Origin of the sequence: Citrobacter sp. wls710 (assembly GCF_005281115.1) — a bacterium.
In the GTDB taxonomy this organism is placed as follows: Bacteria; Pseudomonadota; Gammaproteobacteria; order Enterobacterales; family Enterobacteriaceae; genus Citrobacter; species Citrobacter werkmanii.
Genome location: NZ_SZXD01000007.1, coordinates 199,134 through 216,120, shown reverse-complemented (window position 1 = coordinate 216,120; position 16,987 = coordinate 199,134). Strand labels below are relative to the sequence as shown.

The following is a 16,987-nucleotide window of genomic DNA, read 5'->3' as shown; positions in this document are numbered from 1 at the left end:
TAATCAATATCTCCCGGATGCAATGTCCGGGAGCTTCTTTAAGGTGAAAAAAATGGACGTTTTATTCTTTATACAATTATTTATTGTACTCGCCTGTATTGGAATTGGCGGAAGGTATGGCGGAATGGGACTTGGTGCTGGTGGGGGATTAGGGGTCGCAATACTCGTTTTGGGTTTTGGGCTCAAACCCTCCTCACCATCCATTACGGCAATGTTAATTATTATTTGTGTTATTGGCGCTGTTAGTATATTGCAGGCTGCTGGTGGGTTAGATTATCTGGTCAGAGTAGCTGAAAAGTTACTTCGTAAAAAACCGCAGGCGATTACGTTTTTTGCGCCAATATTAACGTCGGTATTTACGTTATTCTGCGGAACCACTTATGTTGCATTTTCCCTGTATCCTGTTATCGCAGAGGTTGCCGCTGAAGCCAAAGTCCGTCCCGAACGAGCATTATCCGCAACGGTCATCGCGGCCAGCGTCGCGGTTGCTGCCAGCCCAATGAGCGCGGCAACCGCCGGGATGCTGGCTATCCTGCATGAATATGCTGGGATCACACTGGGACAAATATTATCCATCGCCCTCCCTTCATTTTTTATGGCGGCAATCGTCACCAGCTTTTCAGTCTACAAGCGTGGGAAAGAGCTGGAAGACGATCCTGAATTTCAGCGGCGTGTTGCAGCTGGTGAGTATGAGTTCATGCATTCCGAGCAGAAAAAGGAATATGTTGCGTCACCTGGCGCCAAAAAAGGTGTGGCCATCTTTGCAATCGGGGTTGTGCTGGTACTCATTTTGGGATCTTTTACAGAACTACTTCCTTCCTGGGATGGAAAGCGACTTTCAACCCCAATGGTTATTCAGATGATCATGCTAACCGCTGCATTATTCATCATGATTGTCGGCAGGGTTCCCAGCAGTACTCTGAATAGTGGGTCGGTATTTCGTGCCGGTTTGATGGGGGTCGTGGCAATACTCGGTGTGTCCTGGATGACAGCAACTTTTTTTGATGCTTACCAGTCAGAACTGATCAACGTTTTTGGCGGTCTCGTGAATGGGGCGCCAATGCTGTTTGGTATTGTGGTATTCCTGTTCTCCCTGGTCATCATGAGTCCGGCTGCGACGGTAGCGGCAATCATGCCCTTAGGCGTCACGCTGGGTATTCCCGCTCCGTATCTCATCGCTATATTTGCCTGTACCTGCGGTGATTTTATTATCCCTGGGGCGAATCAGATTGGTTGCGTGGCGTTTGACAGAACGGGTACAACCAAAATTGGACGTTTTGTGGTTAACCATAGCTATATTCGTCCTGGTTTCGTCATGGTTATCTCACAGGTAATTTTTGCCTACCTGATTGCGCAGGTTGTTCTTTAGTTGCAGGTGAAGAGAGATACAGTGATTGTGCTTTGACCTAAATGAGCGGCATCCCCTCTGTTTTATGCAGCAGGGGATGTCACAGGATAATATTTCGGCACTATATGATTTTGGCAAAGAGGAAGCAGAAAAGGGTCGACGCCACAACGGTGACCAGACCTGGTAACATATAACTGTGATTTACCACATACTTACCAATACGGGTTGTTCCGGTCCTGTCAAACGCCACGCATCCAATCTGTGCCCCACCTGGAATAATAAACGATCCACACGTGACCGGAAGTAATGCTATCAGCGTTTCAGCCGGGTATCCCATTAATACGCCAGCAGGTAATAACGCCACCGCAGTTGCTGCAGGGCTATAAATCACGGCGGAAAGACCAAACACAATTATGCCGAATAGCACGGGGTTGTGAAAACCATGAAAAGCCGTATTAAATAGTTCGTGCCAGGCTTCAAAGAAAGAGTTCATCATCCATGACAGACCAAATATGGCAACGACACCGACCAGGCCCGCTTTAAAAACGGAACCTGAATCAAGTTTCGAAGGAGAAATTCGACATACCATCATAATAATACACGCCGTTGTTAGCATGATTATTTGCAGCGCGGTTGGGATGCTCATGCGCTCTATGCCGGAACCAGTGTTCCATACTGGTCGTAATTGAGGAATAGATCCCATAACAACAACCAAAATGATGCCGGTAAGAAAAATCAGCAATCCTCTCTTCGCTTCTTTGGTCACGATGTTTGCTGTACGATCTTCAGCTTTTACTGACTCAAATTCACCTTCAGCAACCCGGCGTTGAAATTCTGGATCATTTTCAAGCTCATGGCCTCTTTTAAAGACAAAAAGACAGCCAACCAGGCAGCCAAGAAACGTTCCGGGAACGGTCACTAATAAAATATCTAAAGCAGAAATATGTAACCCGGCAAGGACGGCAATTGTTCCTGTTACGACGGCACTTACCGGGCTGGCAATGAGTCCAAAATTGGCGGCAATAACTGACATCGACATTGCTCGTTCCGGCCGTACTCTGGCATCTGCTGCTATTTCTGCAATCACCGGGTAAACGGAAAAGGCAACATATCCTGTTCCGCATATAGCTGTAAAAAGATAAGCGACTGCTGGCCCCAGAAAAGTGATTGCTCCAGGCCACTTTCTCAGAATTCTTTCAGCCATCGTAACGAAGAGATCCAGACCACCTGCCGCCTGAAGGATAGTGATACAAGTGATAACTGCAAGAATAATAGAAATGACCGTAATAGGGGGAGAGTCAGGAGGGAGGCCAAATCCAAAGGTCAGAATAGCGAGCCCTAATCCGCCAGCGGCGCCTAAGCCAATTCCCCCAAAGCGCCCCCCTATACCAATACATGTAAGAACTATCGCAAACTGAATTACGAATAACACCATAATTAATTCCTTTTTGTTAACAAATATTTTAATATTATTCTAATAATGATGGGTTATAATTTTATCACGATGGTATATAAAGTAACCTAATTTATTATATTATTTATACTTATGAATGCAGTCACACTGTAATCAGAGAACGTTATGGATAAAAAAAACGAACTGTTTGAAAGTATTAAAGATTATCTACTTGATGATGCTAACCGTAAAGCCGACGGACGTATTGAAACAGAAACTGAACTCGCGGCTCGTTTTAATACATCTCGCTATAAAGTCCGTCAGGCGCTCAGCACTCTGGTACAGATGGGGATGCTTGAACGCGCCCCTCGCCGAGGCAGCGTGTTGAAAAATGTGGGACAAAGCAGCATTAACAACCAACTGCTGATGCAGTTCGATCTGTCTGGTTTTGACATTACGGAATTTACAGAGGCCAGGATCCTGATTGAATGTGCGATCATTCCCCTGGCAACCCGGCGAATCTTTCCGGCCATGCTCTCGAAACTCGAAAATGAACTGAGGCTTATAGAAGAAAACGCAGACAATCCGCAAGAAGCCGATCAACACGATCGGGATTTTCATCTGCTCCTGCTGCAGGCAAGCGGCAACCGTGTTCTGCAGGTTTTCTCTGATGTGTTAATTACTTATTTTGAGAAAACAAGAGAGTCGTTACCGGCAAATGATCGCCAATATTTCCTGGATACCGCGACAAAACAAAGGGAAATCCTGTCATACATTAGAAAAGGTGATGCTCAAATGGCTTCAGAACTGATGCGCACCCATCTGCTCGAGAAGAAAATATAAGATATTGATGTTGCTAAAACCGGGGAGCGGGTTTGAGCATTTCTTTATTTATCGCCCCGTTCTCCAGTGGCTTTCCTGCTGCGTGGTGGATCTGGATCGTTTCGGATCTATAAGAGAGAAGGATGTGCGTTATAATGAGATTCGGCTCTTCAATGATCTGATGGGGGAAATGTGAATATTAGCGATGTAGCGAAAAAAACCGGTTTAACCAGCAAAGCGATACGTTTTTATGAAGAAAAAGGGCTAGTGACGCCGCCGCTGCGTAGCGAAAATGGCTATCGCACATACAACCAACAGCATCTGAATGAACTGACGCTGCTGCGCCAGGCGCGGCAGGTTGGTTTTAATCTGGAAGAGTGCGGCGAGCTGGTAAACCTGTTTAACGATCCGGCGCGTCACAGCGCGGACGTAAAAAAACGCACATTAGAAAAAGTAGCGGACATTGAGCGGCATATCAGCGAGCTGCAGGCCATGCGGCTGCATTTGCTGGCGCTGGCGGAGAGTTGCCCTGGCGATGACAGCGCCGAATGCCCGATCATGGATAATCTTTCTGGCTGCTGTCATCACAAAGCGAAGGCTTAACGGCGAGGGGGATTAAGCATAAACACCACCGTGCCGCGGTACCACGGGGATTTCTCCAGCTGCGCTTCTGCCTGCAGATCCCGGCTGCCGTTTTGCACCAGTCCCAGCTTAAATGGAATACGCAGGCGGCTGAGTGCGGGCAGATACGCCTGGTAATTCGTCACCGTGCGCCGCCCCTGATAGCTCTGCACTACCAGTTCATCAACCGCCAGCGCGTTCAGTGTGGCGACATCGCCTGTTTTTGCCCAATCCAGTAGTCCGGTCACGCCAAGCGCAAACTCGGCCGGTAGCTGTTGGCGTAGCTGCTGTAGAAAACGGGCGTAATCGGTTAGCTGGTGGGTCGCCGCGTCAAAATCAACCTGCAGGCCGACGACGTGGTTGCCAGCGTTCTGCCAGCGTTGCATCAGCCGTATGATACGGGCAGGAATCACCTCCGGTACGTCGAGCGTGGTAAAGCGTACGGTCAGCCAGATTGAGGGAAAAGTCAGTCGACTGACCGGCAGTCCCAAGCGCTGGAAAACCACGTTACCCGACCGAACCAGTACCTCGCCCTGATGCAGATAGACCGTTTGCGCGTTTTTCAGCTCGTCACTGGCCTTCACCCCAGACCATAGCCAGAAGGCCGGATGTTCACGGGCGGCAACAACATCCGCCGCCTGTGCCTGGCCCATCAGTAGCGCGGTTACCAGTAATATTTGAGTTTTTGCGCCCACGGACTTCCCGGATACTGCGTTTTCAATTGGGTGAACCAGCCCTTACGCTGCACTTTATCCACGTCCTCACCGCCGCATTCGTTAGAGCCTGAAGGCGCATAGCACATGATGGCGCGGTACAGCGCGAAGCTCTTATCTTCGACTTCGGCGGTGGGCGAGGTGATTACCTGCTGATAGTAGCTTTGTCTGTCGAACTGGCCAAACGGCTCCTTACGAGAAATGGCTGCTTCAAGCACGTCGTTGCCAGCGCTGTTTTTCCACAGATCAACATGCGTTTGCGTGGTACGGAAAAATTCGCCTAAACAGTTCAGCGCGTGGGCATCATCCGCTTTTTTACTCAATACCGTTACCGTTTCATTGAGGCTGCGGCAGGTATACCCGGCCTGAGCCGTATCGCCGTTCCAGTCAAAAGTGCTCAGGTTCACGTCATTAAACGCCTCGCCAATGACCGGCGGTGCGATTTCGCTGACAAGCTTTTTATCTTTCAACCAGTCGCCAAAACGATTCTCGGTAAGATCCCGTACCAGCAGCGTATGCAGGGCGATGGTACGTTCTTCGTTATTCGGTCCATGGATGGCCTGCTGACGCAGTTGTTCAAGTGTGGCCTGTGTTTTCAGCACCTGCGAACGAAAACGCAGGTTAGTCACCGCGCTATCCGGAGCGAAAACCGCAGCCACGTCACCGCTATAAACCAGTGTGGCGGCGAGCTTAGCCTGCACATACTGCCGCTGTTCGTTGTCCTGGCTGAGTTTCAGCAACTGCTGCCAGAAATCGCGTGCCGCGGTCCAATTCTTCTGGCCCATCAGCGCTTCGCCGTACAGCACCTGTTCGCTGAAAGCCAGCGTATCGCGCGGTGCAAGTTTCTGCGCTGGCGTTACCGCCTGGATAATCGCCGCATAGTTGCCTGTCGCCATCCACAAATTCAGTTGCAGATCGTGCCACAGTGGCATTTTTTGGCTTTGCTCAAACACCGGCTTGCTGGCATCGAGTTGCGCCTGGGTCAGCGTGGGGTTGTTATTGCTATCCAGACGTAACGCGCGTAGCAGTTCGATGTAGCTGACTCGCGGCGCATCGGGGAAGGCTTCCAGCACGGATTGATCGTAGAACGCCATGCCGTAGACATTATCGTATTCGATGACGGTTTCACGCAGCTGCTGTGCGTTAGCCGACTGCTGGAGCGTCTGCTCATACAACCTGGCCAGCTGCGGCCACGCCTGTAAATACCAGTTAATTCGGCGCAACATGCCGCGCGTGGAGTCGGCGTATTGCCCCTGCGGAAAGCGTTGCAGATAAGCTTGCGCCAGCGTTTGAGCCTGAGTGGCGTCCTCGCGGTTAATTTTAGCGATATCAAAATCGCCATATTCGCCCACGCTGTTCTGACTGCTCTTGTTCAGCGCCGTACGCATCAGCATGTATTGCGCGGTCTCCGCCAGCCACTGGCGATCGCTTTTAGCGAGCTGAGTGAAATCCCGTTCGGCGCTGGCATAATCACCCGCATAGAAGCTGGCGGCTGCCGCGAGGTAACTTTTGTACTGTTGAGCCGGCGAATCCGTCGGGAGAGTGGCGAGAGATGACTCAATCTGTTCACGGGTCGCGTCAGAGAACAGCCCCATACGCGCTTGCGCTAAGGCCTGGCGTTGCTCTGCTGTTAACGCGGTATCGGCCAGCAGTGCAGCAAAAAACTGGCTGACGCTGGCGGTATTATTCGAAACATGACGGTTCTCATGCTCAGCGTCGTTGAGATTGGCTTCATCCGCATTAATGTTCAGCTCGGCCATCTGTCGGGAGAGGGGGCTATCTTCAGCGGATGCCGGGGCAGGGGCTGGTTGTGGGGCTGTTTCATCCCACTGCGGGTGATACGCAAAATAGAAATCGCGGGAGCGGGTGATATCTTCAGGCATCGACTGCACGGGCAGATCAAATGCTTTTTCCTGGCTCAGCAGCCGCAGCAGGTTGTCGCGGCTGTCGTTTTCCGGGTTAAAGGTCGGTGTGCCTTTCAGCAGGCAGCTGTCTTCGCTCCATTTGCAGTCTTCCATATCGAAAGAGGCGAAAGCCTGAGGCGCGCCAGCCAGCAAAGAACAAAGGGCAACGGCGAGAGACGTCTTCCTGATCATAGTCTGAATTCCTGTCTATTTTAGTGTGGTACCGCTTTGATAATCAGGGTAATTCCCTCAACGGCAATGACTTCAACCTGCGTTCCCGCGCTCAAATCGTCGCGGGCGCTGACGGGCCACGAACTGTCGCCGACGCGCATATGTCCGCGACCATTGACCAGGGTGCTTTCCAGAATAAATCGACGGCCAACCAACTGCTGACCGCGCTGGTTAAGATGGCTGTCGGCGGGTTTCTGCTCTTTCACGCGTTTTGCCAGCCACTTCCACCACAGCCAGGCCGCCAGCAGCGTGAGTACAGCGAACATCGCTCCCTGCCACGCCCAGTCGAGCGGGAGGAGCCAAACCACCAGTCCGGTTATCACCGCTGCCACGCCGCTCCATAGCAAATAACCGTTGCCGCCCAGCATCTCGGCGGCGAGCAACAGACCGCCGAGGCTGAGCCAGAAGATGTGCGGATGGACCAGAATCATCGCTATCATGATTTTTTTCGCTCGCTGGCGCTGTCCTTAACCAGTTCGGCGATCCCGGCTATGGAACCCATCAGGCTGCTGGCATCCAGCGGCATCATCACCACTTTGCTGTTATTCGACGAACCGATATGCTGCAACGCTTCGGTGTATTTCTGCGCCACGAAGTAGTTCACGGCCTGGATATCTCCGGCGGCAATGGCTTCAGAAACCATCTGCGTTGCGCGGGCTTCTGCTTCTGCGGAACGTTCACGCGCTTCAGCCTGTAAAAACGCGGACTGACGTTCACCTTCCGCTATCAGGATTTTCGACTGCTTCTCACCCTCGGCCTTGACGATTTCCGCCTGGCGGATGCCTTCGGCTTCCAGAATGTAGGCGCGCTTGGTACGTTCGGCTTTCATTTGCGCGTTCATGGCGTCAATCAGTTCCGCCGGTGGACGCACGTCACGAATCTCAATACGGGTGATTTTGATGCCCCAGGGATTGGTGGCCTCATCAACAATATGCAGCAGGCGCGTGTTGATGTTGTCACGCTGGGAGAGCATTTCATCAAGCTCCATTGAACCGAGAACGGTACGAATGTTGGTCATGGTCAGGTTGATGATTGCTAGTTCGAGGTTACTGACTTCATATGCCGCTTTCGGCGCGTCGATCACCTGAATAAAACACACAGCATCAATCGAGACGTTGGCGTTATCTTTGGAGATGACTTCCTGAGAAGGGATATCAAGCACTTGTTCCATCATGTTGATCTTACGACCAATACGGTCCATGAACGGTACAACAAGGCTTAAACCCGGCTGCAGGGTTTTGGTGTAACGGCCAAAACGCTCTACCGTCCACTGGTATCCCTGTGGGACGATTTTGACGCCTGCGCCGACGATGACCAGCGCGACAAAAATAAGAATAGGAATAAAAATGAGCATTGATGAAACCTCCTGTTGTGCTGTCCTTTACTGCCTCATTAGTCAAATTATACCCGATTAATCAAGGTGGGCTCCCCTATAATAAATTACAGGAATAGACTGTCTGCACGAAAGAGGTAAAAAAGGATCGATAATGGAAGAAAGCAGCATTTTGCTTCAGTTGAAAAATGTCGCCTGGCAGGCAGGGGCGACGCAGGTTCTCAATAACATCTGTTTTAATCTCCATGCCGGAGAATTTAAGCTGATTACCGGCCAGTCCGGCTGCGGTAAAAGTACGTTACTGAAGATTGTGGCGTCGTTAATTAGTCCGAGTTCCGGTGAAATTCTCTTTGAGGGCAAGGATATTACAGCGCTTAAGCCTGAAGCTTATCGCCAGCAGGTCTCTTATTGCGCGCAAACGCCCGCTTTGTTTGGTGATACCGTCTACGACAATCTCATTTTCCCCTGGCAAATTCGCGATAAACGCCCGGAACCGGAGGTATTTCTGGAAGATCTGGCCCGTTTTGAGCTGCCCGAGAGCATCCTCAAAAAAGGGATCAATGAACTGTCTGGCGGCGAAAAGCAGCGCGTCTCGTTAATTCGTAATTTACAGTTTCTGCCAAAAATCCTGCTGCTTGATGAAATCACCAGCGCGCTGGATGAGTCCAACAAACGTAACGTGAATGAATTAATTCACCACTATGTTCGCGATAAGAATATTGCCGTGCTGTGGGTGACGCACGACAAAGATGAGATTAATCATGCGGATAATGTCATAACGCTTCAACCGCACGCCGGAGAAATGCAGGAAGTCAGCAATGAATGAGCATAATATTACCAATGAATCACTGGCGTTAGCGATGATGCTGGTGGTGGTCGCCATACTGATCAGTAACAAAGAAAAGCTGGCGCTGGAAAAAGATATTCTCTGGAGTGTTTGCCGGGCGGTGGTTCAGCTTATTATCGTCGGCTATGTGCTGAAATATATTTTCGGCGTTAATCACAGCATTCTGACCTTATTGATGGTGCTGTTTATCTGTTTTAACGCCGCCTATAACGCGCAAAAACGCAGTAAATATATTGATAACGCTTTTCTCTCGTCGTTTATTGCCATTACGGTTGGGGCGGGGTTGACGCTGTCGGTACTGGTGTTGTCCGGCTCTATTGAGTTCACGCCGATGCAGGTGATCCCGATTTCCGGGATGATTGCAGGCAATGCGATGGTGGCGGTGGGGCTGTGTTACAACAATCTGGGGCAGCGGTTTAACAGTGAACAGCAGCAAATCCAGGAAAAGCTCAGCCTCGGCGCGACGCCGAAGGTTGCCTCCGCGCCGCTGATTCGCGACAGCATTCGCGCCTCGCTGATCCCGACGATCGATTCCGCCAAAACCGTGGGGTTGGTGAGTTTACCGGGGATGATGTCCGGATTGATCTTTGCAGGTATTGATCCGGTAAAAGCGATTAAGTATCAGATTATGGTGACGTTTATGCTGCTTTCGACCGCCAGCCTGTCAACCATTATTGCCTGCTACCTGACCTATCGGAAGTTCTATAATTCACGCCACCAATTAGTCGTAACGCATTTGAAGAAGACGTGATGTGATGCCGGAGGGAGCGGTATTTGTTGAATTTCCAGGCCCGATAAGCGCAAGCGCCATCGGGCCAAATCAAACGGATTAGTACAGCAGCGCGTACAGCTGGCGGCGGTATTTCGAAGCCAGCGCATCGCCGGTTCCCAGTGCGGCAAGGATCTCCTGGAAGGTCTTACGCGCCTGACCGTCGGCAGCCGTAAGATCTTTCTTCAGGTGGCTGAACAGCAATTCCAGCGATTCTTCGTTACGTCCGACCTGATGGAGTTGGATGGCTAATTGCGTGGCCAGCGCGGCATCCTGCGGGTTGCTGGCAACCTGTTGCTGCAACTGTTGGATTTCCGGCGTATCCGCCGCCTGCTTCAGCAGTTCAATCTGTGCCACCAGCCCCTGATAACGGGTATCCTGATCCTGCAATGGAATTGTTTTCAGCACAGCTTCGGCATCGTCAGAACGATTGAGGGCGATTTGCGTTTCCGCCAGCAGCAGGCCGATTTCGCTGCTCTGGTTGGAGAGTTGCCAGGCTTCTTTCAGCAGCGGCAGCGCATCCGCGTGATTACCGGCTTCGATAAACTCGATAGCCTGGCGTGCTTTCAGCTCTTCTTCGCTCGGCAGCACTTTCTCCAGCAGCGCACGAATAACCTCTTCCGGCTGCGGACCCTGGAAACCATCTACCGGCTGACCGTTCTGGAACAGATAAACCGTAGGGATCGCGCGCAGACCAAACTGGGAGGCGATCATCTGTTCGGCGTCGCAGTCGAGCTTGGCGAGAATAAACTGACCATTATACTGGGCGGCAAGGCTCTCCAGCACCGGCGTTAATTGCAGACAATGCTGGCTGCGCTCAGACCAAAAATAGAACAGGACCGGCGTGGTCATCGACTGTTCAAGGGTCTGCTGCAGGTTCGATTCATTAATATTAACAATATTCTGTGTGGACATGGAGTTACTCTCTTTTGTCGATTTCTTGTTACATGGGGGCTGACGTGCGAGCTTCAACTCAACCCTGTAAAATTTTGTCCATTATGCGGCCTGGCAGCAGGCGTTTAAGCAGCATAACTGCCCAGGTCACCAGCGTAACCGGATAACGTAGCTTCGGTTTGTCGCTTTCGAACGCGTGACGCACTTTGGCGACAACCGCTTGTGGTTCCAGCGTAAACCGCGCGGCAATGCCGGGATTTTCCACGGGGGCATCGCTCTGCGTCTGGTTAACGTTTTCGGTAAAGCGGGTGCGGATGGGGCCGGGTTCAATCAGGCTGACCTTAATCCCACTGTGACGCAGCTCCATACGCAGCGCGTCGGACCAGGCTTCCAGCGCATATTTACTGGCGGCATAGGCGCCACGTCCCGGTGTGGAGATCAATCCCATTACCGAGGAGGTCATCACGATGCGTCCTTCGCCGTGAGGTAGCATGGCGGGCAACAGACGCATGGTAAGCTGATGTGCGCCAAAAAAGTTGGCGGAAAACTGCTGCTCCATCTGCTCACGGCTAATCGTGGGCAGTGGGCCGTAGACGCCGTATCCGGCGTTGTTAAAGATCCCATATAAACGATTATCGGTCAGGGCGATCACCTCATCGGCGGCGCGATCCACGCTTTCGGGTGAATCCAGATCCAGCAATACGCCGGTGAATCCCATGCTGTTCATACGCGCGACATCGTCAGGTTTGCGGCAGCCAGCCAGAATTTGAAAACCCTGGCGCTTTAGCTCAAGCGCGCTTTCCAGGCCGATTCCGCTGGAACATCCTGTTATTAAGACCGATTTTTGCATAACTTTACCTGTCGGGATCTCCGTTGAATTACGAGTCGTGATTAACTAGAGGAGTGAGATGTTGCGCCATCCAGTCGGCAATAAACGGCTGGGCGTCACGATTAGGATGAATACCATCATCCTGCATCCACTGGGGTTTCAGATAAACCTCTTCCATAAAAAAGGGCAGCAGAGGGATATCAAACTCTTTGGCGAGCTTTGGATAAATCGCGCTAAAGGTTTCATTATAACGGCGACCGTAGTTTGCCGGCAGACGAATTTGCATTAATAGCGGTTCGGCATTTGCCGCTTTCACGTCCTGCAAAATCGTGCGCAGGGTTTGTTCGGTTTGCGCAGGCGCAAAGCCGCGCAGGCCATCGTTGCCGCCAAGTTCGACCAGTACCCAACGCGGCTGGTGCTGCTTGAGTAATGCAGGCAGACGGGCCAGGCCCTGCTGCGAGGTGTCGCCGCTGATGCTGGCATTCACCACTGGCGTTTTGGTTTGCCATTTATCATTAAGTAGCGCAGGCCACGCGGCGCTGGCGGACATACGGTATCCGGCGCTCAGGCTGTCACCCAGAATTAATAACGTGTCCGCAGCGGCGGCGCGGAAAGTTAACAGGACCAGGAACAGGAAAGGCCAATGCCAGCGGAAAACATTGTTGAAGTTCATCATCTTAAGAAATCCGTCGGTCAGGGTGATCATGAGCTATCCATCCTTACCGGAGTTGAACTGGTTGTCAAACGCGCCGAGACCATTGCGCTGATTGGCGAGTCGGGTTCGGGGAAATCCACGTTGCTGGCGATCCTCGCCGGGCTGGACGATGGTTCCAGCGGTGAAGTGAGTCTGGTGGGGCAGGCGCTACAAACCATGGATGAAGAAGCCCGGGCGCAGTTGCGGGCAAAACATGTGGGATTCGTTTTCCAGTCATTCATGTTAATCCCGACCCTGAACGCACTGGAAAACGTCGAACTGCCCGCGCTGTTGCGTGGTGAAAACAGCGGAAAAAGCCGCGACGGGGCAAAAACGCTGCTCGAGCAACTTGGGCTGGGAAAACGTCTGGATCATCTTCCGGCCCAGCTTTCCGGCGGGGAACAGCAGCGCGTGGCGCTGGCGCGGGCATTTAACGGGCGTCCGGATGTGCTGTTTGCCGATGAGCCGACAGGCAACCTCGATCGCCAGACCGGAGACAAAATAGCCGACCTGTTGTTTTCTCTGAACCGGGAACACGGCACCACCCTGATTCTGGTGACGCATGACCCGCAGTTGGCGGCGCGTTGCGACAGGCGCTTACGTCTGGTGAATGGACAGTTGCAGGAGGAGGCATGATTGCACGCTGGTTCTGGCGCGAATGGCGCTCGCCTTCACTACTGATTGTCTGGCTGGCGCTGAGCCTGGCGGTGGCCTGCGTTCTGGCGCTGGGGAATATCAGCGACCGTATGGAAAAAGGGTTGAGCCAGCAAAGCCGCGAGTTTATGGCGGGAGATCGTGCGCTGCAAAGTTCACGCACCGTGCCGAAAGCATGGATTGACGAGGCGCGGCAGCGGGGTTTGAAAGTCGGCGAGCAACTGACTTTTGCGACCATGACTTTTGCCCGTGATACACCGCAGCTGGCGAATGTCAAAGCGGTGGATGACGTGTATCCGATGTACGGCACGTTACAAACTAATCCACCGGGGTTGAAACCACAGCCGGGCATGGTGTTGCTGGCCCCGCGCCTGATGGCGCTGCTCAATCTAAAAATCGGTGATTCTATTGACGTCGGTGATGCCACGCTGCACATCGCCGGAGAGGTGGTGCAGGAGCCGGACTCCGGTTTTAATCCATTCCAGATAGCACCGCGCCTGATGATGAGCATGGCGGATGTCGAAAAAACGGCGGCGGTCCAGCCGGGAAGCCGCGTGACCTGGCGCTATAAATTTGGCGGAACGCCGCAGCAACTGGACGCGTACGAAAAATGGCTGTTGCCGCAGCTAAAGCCTGAACAGCGCTGGTACGGGCTGGAGCAGGATGAAGGCGCGCTGGGGAAATCTCTGGAGCGTTCGCAACAGTTCCTGCTGCTGTCGGCGCTGTTAACGCTGCTGCTGGCGGTCGCTGCGGTTGCTGTGGCGATGAGCCATTATTGCCGCAGCCGTTACGATCTGGTGGCTATACTGAAAACCCTCGGCGCGGGCAGAGCGCAACTGCGTAGGTTGATTGTTGGTCAATGGCTGATGGTGCTGGCGCTGTCTGGTATTACCGGTGGGCTTTTTGGGCTGTTGTTTGAGCACGCACTGGTGGTGTTACTCAAGCCGGTCCTGCCCGGCGAGCTGCCGCCCGCCAGCCCCTGGCCGTGGCTGTGGGCCTTAGGCACTATGACGGTAATTTCGCTGTTGGTCGGGTTGCGTCCTTATCGGCTACTGCTGGCGACGCAGCCGCTACGTGTGTTACGCCGTGACGTGGTGGCAAACGTCTGGCCGCTGAAGTTTTATTTGCCGGTAGTATTGGTCGTTGTGGTCGTCCTCCTCGCTGGACTGATGGGGGGAAGCCTGCTGTTATGGGCCGTGCTGGCCGGGGCGGTGGTACTGGCGCTGGTGTGCGGCGTGCTCGGCTGGATGCTGCTCAACGTCCTGCGTGGTCTGACGCTCACCTCGCTGCCGTTGCGTTTGGCGGTCAGTCGACTGTTGCGCCAGCCGTGGTCAACGCTCAGCCAGCTGTCGGCATTTTCACTTTCCTTTATGCTGCTGGCGTTGCTGCTGGTGCTGCGTGGCGATCTGCTCGACCGTTGGCAGCAGCAAATGCCGCCAGAAAGTCCCAATTATTTCTTGATCAACATTGCCAGTGAGCAGGTTGTACCGCTGAAGTCATTTTTGTCGGAACATCAGGTGATCCCGGAATCGTTCTATCCGATTGTACGGGCGCGTCTGACAGCCATTAACGATAAGCCGACCGAAGGCAATCAGGATGAGGCGCTTAACCGTGAGCTTAATCTGACCTGGCAGGATACCCGCCCGGATCATAACCCGATAACCGCCGGAAGCTGGCCGCCAAAAGCGGGTGAAGTGTCGATGGAAGAAGGGCTGGCGAAGCGGCTAAACGTGAAGCTCGGCGATCGGGTGACCTTTATGGGCGATACCCAGGATTTCAGCGCCACGGTCAGCAGCCTGCGTAAAGTGGACTGGGAAAGCCTGCGGCCTAACTTCTTCTTTATTTTCCCTTCAGGGGCGCTGGACGATCAGCCCCAGAGCTGGTTAACCAGCTTTCGTTGGGAGAACGGCAACGGCATGTTGACGCAGCTTAACCGCGAATTCCCGACCATCAGCCTGCTGGATATTGGCGCCATCCTCAAACAGGTGGGCCAGGTGCTGGAGCAGGTAAGTAGAGCGCTGGAAGTGATGGTGGTGCTGGTTACCGCCTGCGGCATGTTGTTGCTGTTGGCGCAGGTTCAGGTGGGGATGCGTCAACGTCATCAGGAACTGGTGGTCTGGCGCACGCTGGGAGCAGGCAAGAAATTGCTGCGTACCACGCTGTGGTGCGAGTTCGCTATGCTCGGGATGGTCGCCGGGCTGGTGGCGGCCATCGGTGCGGAAACCGCGCTGGCGGTATTGCAAACCCGCGTATTTGACTTCCCGTGGGAGCCGGACTGGCGGCTGTGGGTTGTGTTGCCGCTTTGTGGGGCATTGCTCCTCTCTCTATGCGGCGGATGGCTCGGTTCACGTCTGCTAAAAGGTAAAGCGCTGTTCCGTCAGTTCAGTAGTTAATTCCTGTCAGTGATGATTACGCACCGGTTTTTAAATCGGTGCGTTTTTTTTCTATGTAGCACAAATTGATAACTCCTTGATATTTAACAGCACAGAACAATAAAAACCCGACAACACGAGTGTATTAATAAACGTTAATATTTGTATGCTGAATAATTGGCAGGCTATCTATCAAGGTACAAATAATGACTATAAAAAAAACGGCGCTGGCGGTATCGATCGGCGCAGCAGTGGCATTAACGACTTTCGCTTCCCAGGCGGAAATCACGGTCCTGAAACAAGATCCGCAGGCGGGCGATCCGCTCAGCCGTCTTAACTTCACCGTCGGCGGTAGTATTCGTCCGCAGTTCCAGAATATGGCCGGTGACGATGGTAAGAATGGCTACAAACGTAATGGTTTCGACGGCGGGACCCGTTTCCGCTTCGCCGCAGACTACTATCTGTTTGATGACATCAGTTGGGTGAGCTACTACGAGCTGGGCGTTAACTTCCCGGCCATGTTCAACTGGGATAATCACTACGCTGACGGCGCCAACGACACCACGCGTCGTATGCTGTACACCGGTCTGAAGAGCGCGACCTGGGGTACGCTGACCTTCGGTCAACAGAACAGCATTTACTATGACGTGGTCGGGGCGAAAACGGATATCTGGGACTACGATATGATCGGTCAGGCGCCAGGTAACGGTATCAATGGCGACTATGACGGTTCCTATCGTACACGTAAATCGCTGAAGTATAAGAAAACGGTGGGTGATGTTGATCTCTATGCATCTTATTTGTTCAGCGATGATTACAACCCGAACAACGGCCTGCGCTACAAGCGTAAAGGCGGCGGCTCGTTGGGTGTGGATTATCACATCACTGATGACCTGACCTGGGGCACCGCGTGGAACTATACCCGTGCGGAAATGCGCGGCGACGGCAACAAAACCTACGATCAAAACATCGTCGGTACCGCACTGAGCTGGAAACCGGATAACTGGACCTTCTCAATGGGCGGCGGCTGGTATCAAAACTTCATGACCACCAAAAAAGTTTCGGTTAATGACTACTTTGCCGGTGATGCGTGGGGTCTGGAATACTTCGCAGGTTACACCTTCCCGGTTGGTCAGTATGCGCTGAAATCTGTTCAGCCTTACTTTATGGGAGATCGCATCGAGTACGTGAATGGTCGTAACTATCTGCGTACCGACAACGGTGTGGGTATCAGCTTCCAGCTGGATTACGGTTTCCGTGTGGATTACGAACACGTCTTTACCTCCAGCACCGACAACCTGGGCGATATGAACCTGGTGCGTCTGCGTTACGACTTCTAAGTCAATTTCCCTTCCAAAGCCGGGTAACCAGGGCGTTATCCGGTTTTTTTACTCTCCCTTGCCGAAAAACGCATAAGCACCTTCCTTGCACATTCAACGACATACTTCGCAACATCATGAAATAATTTCAAGGACAGCGGGTTGTGATCTGTGTCATGTTAGAAATCTGCCTGTTATCAGGCCAACGAGAACAACGCCGCATGAACGGCGTGAGACATGACAC

16 protein-coding genes are annotated in these 16,987 nt (G+C 52.6%); 8 read left to right on the top strand and 8 right to left on the bottom strand.

All coding sequences use genetic code 11. From position 1 onward, the window contains the following. Positions 1 to 52: 52 nt before the first annotated feature. A complete protein-coding gene (locus tag FDX14_RS03180; protein WP_061381577.1) occupies positions 53 to 1,369 on the top strand; it encodes an anaerobic C4-dicarboxylate transporter family protein in 1,317 nt (438 codons plus the stop codon). 100 nt (positions 1,370 to 1,469) lie between these two features. On the opposite strand, the gene FDX14_RS03175 is transcribed toward FDX14_RS03180, so the two are convergent. Further along, positions 1,470 to 2,783: an anaerobic C4-dicarboxylate transporter family protein gene (locus FDX14_RS03175; protein ID WP_042310021.1), complete on the bottom strand. Its 1,314-nt coding sequence runs from the start codon at positions 2,781 to 2,783 to the stop codon at positions 1,470 to 1,472. Positions 2,784 to 2,927: 144 nt separating this feature from the next. Between FDX14_RS03175 and FDX14_RS03170 the strand changes: the two genes are divergently transcribed. Both FDX14_RS03170 and cueR read left to right on the top strand, forming a co-directional pair. Further along, positions 2,928 to 3,584, top strand: coding sequence for a FadR/GntR family transcriptional regulator (locus FDX14_RS03170; RefSeq protein WP_061381578.1), 657 nt, complete (start codon positions 2,928 to 2,930; stop codon positions 3,582 to 3,584). Between the two features lie 171 nt (positions 3,585 to 3,755). Then, positions 3,756 to 4,166: a Cu(I)-responsive transcriptional regulator gene (gene cueR, locus FDX14_RS03165; protein ID WP_006685661.1), complete on the top strand. Its 411-nt coding sequence runs from the start codon at positions 3,756 to 3,758 to the stop codon at positions 4,164 to 4,166. Here cueR and FDX14_RS03160 read toward each other — a convergent pair. Genes FDX14_RS03160 through FDX14_RS03145 form a run of 4 tightly spaced genes read right to left on the bottom strand, consistent with a single transcriptional unit; the run spans position 4,163 to position 8,386 of the window. Then, positions 4,163 to 4,879, bottom strand: a complete 717-nt coding sequence (locus FDX14_RS03160; protein ID WP_042310017.1) for a DUF3142 domain-containing protein — start codon at positions 4,877 to 4,879, stop codon at positions 4,163 to 4,165. The two genes, cueR and FDX14_RS03160, sit on opposite strands and share 4 nt — an antisense overlap. Next, positions 4,849 to 6,993, bottom strand: a complete 2,145-nt coding sequence (locus FDX14_RS03155) for a PA5441 family protein (protein WP_137348983.1) — start codon at positions 6,991 to 6,993, stop codon at positions 4,849 to 4,851. Before FDX14_RS03155 ends, FDX14_RS03160 begins: the two co-directional genes overlap by 31 nt. A 20-nt stretch (positions 6,994 to 7,013) precedes the next feature. Continuing rightward, positions 7,014 to 7,472, bottom strand: coding sequence for an NfeD family protein (locus tag FDX14_RS03150; RefSeq protein WP_137348982.1), 459 nt, complete (start codon positions 7,470 to 7,472; stop codon positions 7,014 to 7,016). Beyond that, positions 7,469 to 8,386 (bottom strand): SPFH domain-containing protein, encoded by a 918-nt coding sequence (locus FDX14_RS03145; protein WP_003831073.1) that lies wholly within the window; start codon positions 8,384 to 8,386, stop codon positions 7,469 to 7,471. The genes FDX14_RS03150 and FDX14_RS03145 overlap by 4 nt, the downstream gene beginning before the upstream one ends. Positions 8,387 to 8,519: 133 nt before the next feature. On the opposite strand from FDX14_RS03145, the gene fetA reads away from it, so the two are divergent. Both fetA and fetB read left to right on the top strand, forming a co-directional pair. After that, positions 8,520 to 9,191, top strand: a complete 672-nt coding sequence (gene fetA, locus FDX14_RS03140; RefSeq protein ID WP_137348981.1) for an iron efflux ABC transporter ATP-binding subunit FetA — start codon at positions 8,520 to 8,522, stop codon at positions 9,189 to 9,191. Further along, positions 9,184 to 9,963 carry an iron efflux ABC transporter permease subunit FetB gene (fetB, locus tag FDX14_RS03135; RefSeq protein WP_038638405.1) on the top strand — a complete coding sequence of 260 codons (780 nt, stop codon included), beginning with the start codon at positions 9,184 to 9,186 and terminating at the stop codon, positions 9,961 to 9,963. The genes fetA and fetB overlap by 8 nt, the downstream gene beginning before the upstream one ends. A gap of 78 nt (positions 9,964 to 10,041) precedes the next feature. Here fetB and FDX14_RS03130 read toward each other — a convergent pair whose 3' ends face one another. The 3 genes from FDX14_RS03130 to tesA are packed head-to-tail and all read right to left on the bottom strand — an operon-like array spanning position 10,042 to position 12,377. Next, positions 10,042 to 10,896 carry a co-chaperone YbbN gene (locus FDX14_RS03130; protein ID WP_042310010.1) on the bottom strand — a complete coding sequence of 285 codons (855 nt, stop codon included), beginning with the start codon at positions 10,894 to 10,896 and terminating at the stop codon, positions 10,042 to 10,044. Positions 10,897 to 10,954: 58 nt separating this feature from the next. Further along, positions 10,955 to 11,725 (bottom strand): SDR family oxidoreductase, encoded by a 771-nt coding sequence (locus FDX14_RS03125; RefSeq protein ID WP_079225160.1) that lies wholly within the window; start codon positions 11,723 to 11,725, stop codon positions 10,955 to 10,957. Between the two features lie 28 nt (positions 11,726 to 11,753). Continuing rightward, positions 11,754 to 12,377, bottom strand: a complete 624-nt coding sequence (gene tesA / locus FDX14_RS03120) for a multifunctional acyl-CoA thioesterase I/protease I/lysophospholipase L1 (RefSeq protein WP_032932667.1) — start codon at positions 12,375 to 12,377, stop codon at positions 11,754 to 11,756. Here tesA and ybbA point away from each other — a divergent pair. From ybbA to FDX14_RS03105, 3 genes are all read left to right on the top strand, one after another. After that, positions 12,348 to 13,034 (top strand): putative ABC transporter ATP-binding protein YbbA, encoded by a 687-nt coding sequence (gene ybbA, locus FDX14_RS03115; RefSeq protein WP_137348980.1) that lies wholly within the window; start codon positions 12,348 to 12,350, stop codon positions 13,032 to 13,034. The genes tesA and ybbA overlap by 30 nt on opposite strands. Then, a complete protein-coding gene (gene ybbP, locus FDX14_RS03110) occupies positions 13,031 to 15,445 on the top strand; it encodes a putative ABC transporter permease subunit YbbP (RefSeq protein ID WP_137348979.1) in 2,415 nt (804 codons plus the stop codon). The genes ybbA and ybbP overlap by 4 nt, the downstream gene beginning before the upstream one ends. Before the next feature lie 185 nt (positions 15,446 to 15,630). Continuing rightward, positions 15,631 to 16,764, top strand: a complete 1,134-nt coding sequence (locus FDX14_RS03105) for a porin (RefSeq protein ID WP_042310002.1) — start codon at positions 15,631 to 15,633, stop codon at positions 16,762 to 16,764. Positions 16,765 to 16,987 lie beyond the last annotated feature (223 nt).

Bases quoted from the DNA above. Each gene is read 5' to 3' on its own strand.
- tesA (WP_032932667.1), bottom strand. From the start codon at position 12,377: ATGAACTTCAACAATGTTTTCCGCTGGCATTGGCCTTTCCTGTTCCTG.
- ybbP (WP_137348979.1), top strand. From the start codon at position 13,031: ATGATTGCACGCTGGTTCTGGCGCGAATGGCGCTCGCCTTCACTACTG.
- FDX14_RS03170 (WP_061381578.1), top strand. From the start codon at position 2,928: ATGGATAAAAAAAACGAACTGTTTGAAAGTATTAAAGATTATCTACTT.
- FDX14_RS03105 (WP_042310002.1), top strand. From the start codon at position 15,631: ATGACTATAAAAAAAACGGCGCTGGCGGTATCGATCGGCGCAGCAGTG.
- ybbA (WP_137348980.1), top strand. From the start codon at position 12,348: ATGCCAGCGGAAAACATTGTTGAAGTTCATCATCTTAAGAAATCCGTC.
- FDX14_RS03125 (WP_079225160.1), bottom strand. From the start codon at position 11,725: ATGCAAAAATCGGTCTTAATAACAGGATGTTCCAGCGGAATCGGCCTG.
- FDX14_RS03150 (WP_137348982.1), bottom strand. From the start codon at position 7,472: ATGATAGCGATGATTCTGGTCCATCCGCACATCTTCTGGCTCAGCCTC.
- FDX14_RS03175 (WP_042310021.1), bottom strand. From the start codon at position 2,783: ATGGTGTTATTCGTAATTCAGTTTGCGATAGTTCTTACATGTATTGGT.
- FDX14_RS03145 (WP_003831073.1), bottom strand. From the start codon at position 8,386: ATGCTCATTTTTATTCCTATTCTTATTTTTGTCGCGCTGGTCATCGTC.
- fetB (WP_038638405.1), top strand. From the start codon at position 9,184: ATGAATGAGCATAATATTACCAATGAATCACTGGCGTTAGCGATGATG.
- FDX14_RS03155 (WP_137348983.1), bottom strand. From the start codon at position 6,993: ATGATCAGGAAGACGTCTCTCGCCGTTGCCCTTTGTTCTTTGCTGGCT.
- fetA (WP_137348981.1), top strand. From the start codon at position 8,520: ATGGAAGAAAGCAGCATTTTGCTTCAGTTGAAAAATGTCGCCTGGCAG.
- FDX14_RS03130 (WP_042310010.1), bottom strand. From the start codon at position 10,896: ATGTCCACACAGAATATTGTTAATATTAATGAATCGAACCTGCAGCAG.
- FDX14_RS03180 (WP_061381577.1), top strand. From the start codon at position 53: ATGGACGTTTTATTCTTTATACAATTATTTATTGTACTCGCCTGTATT.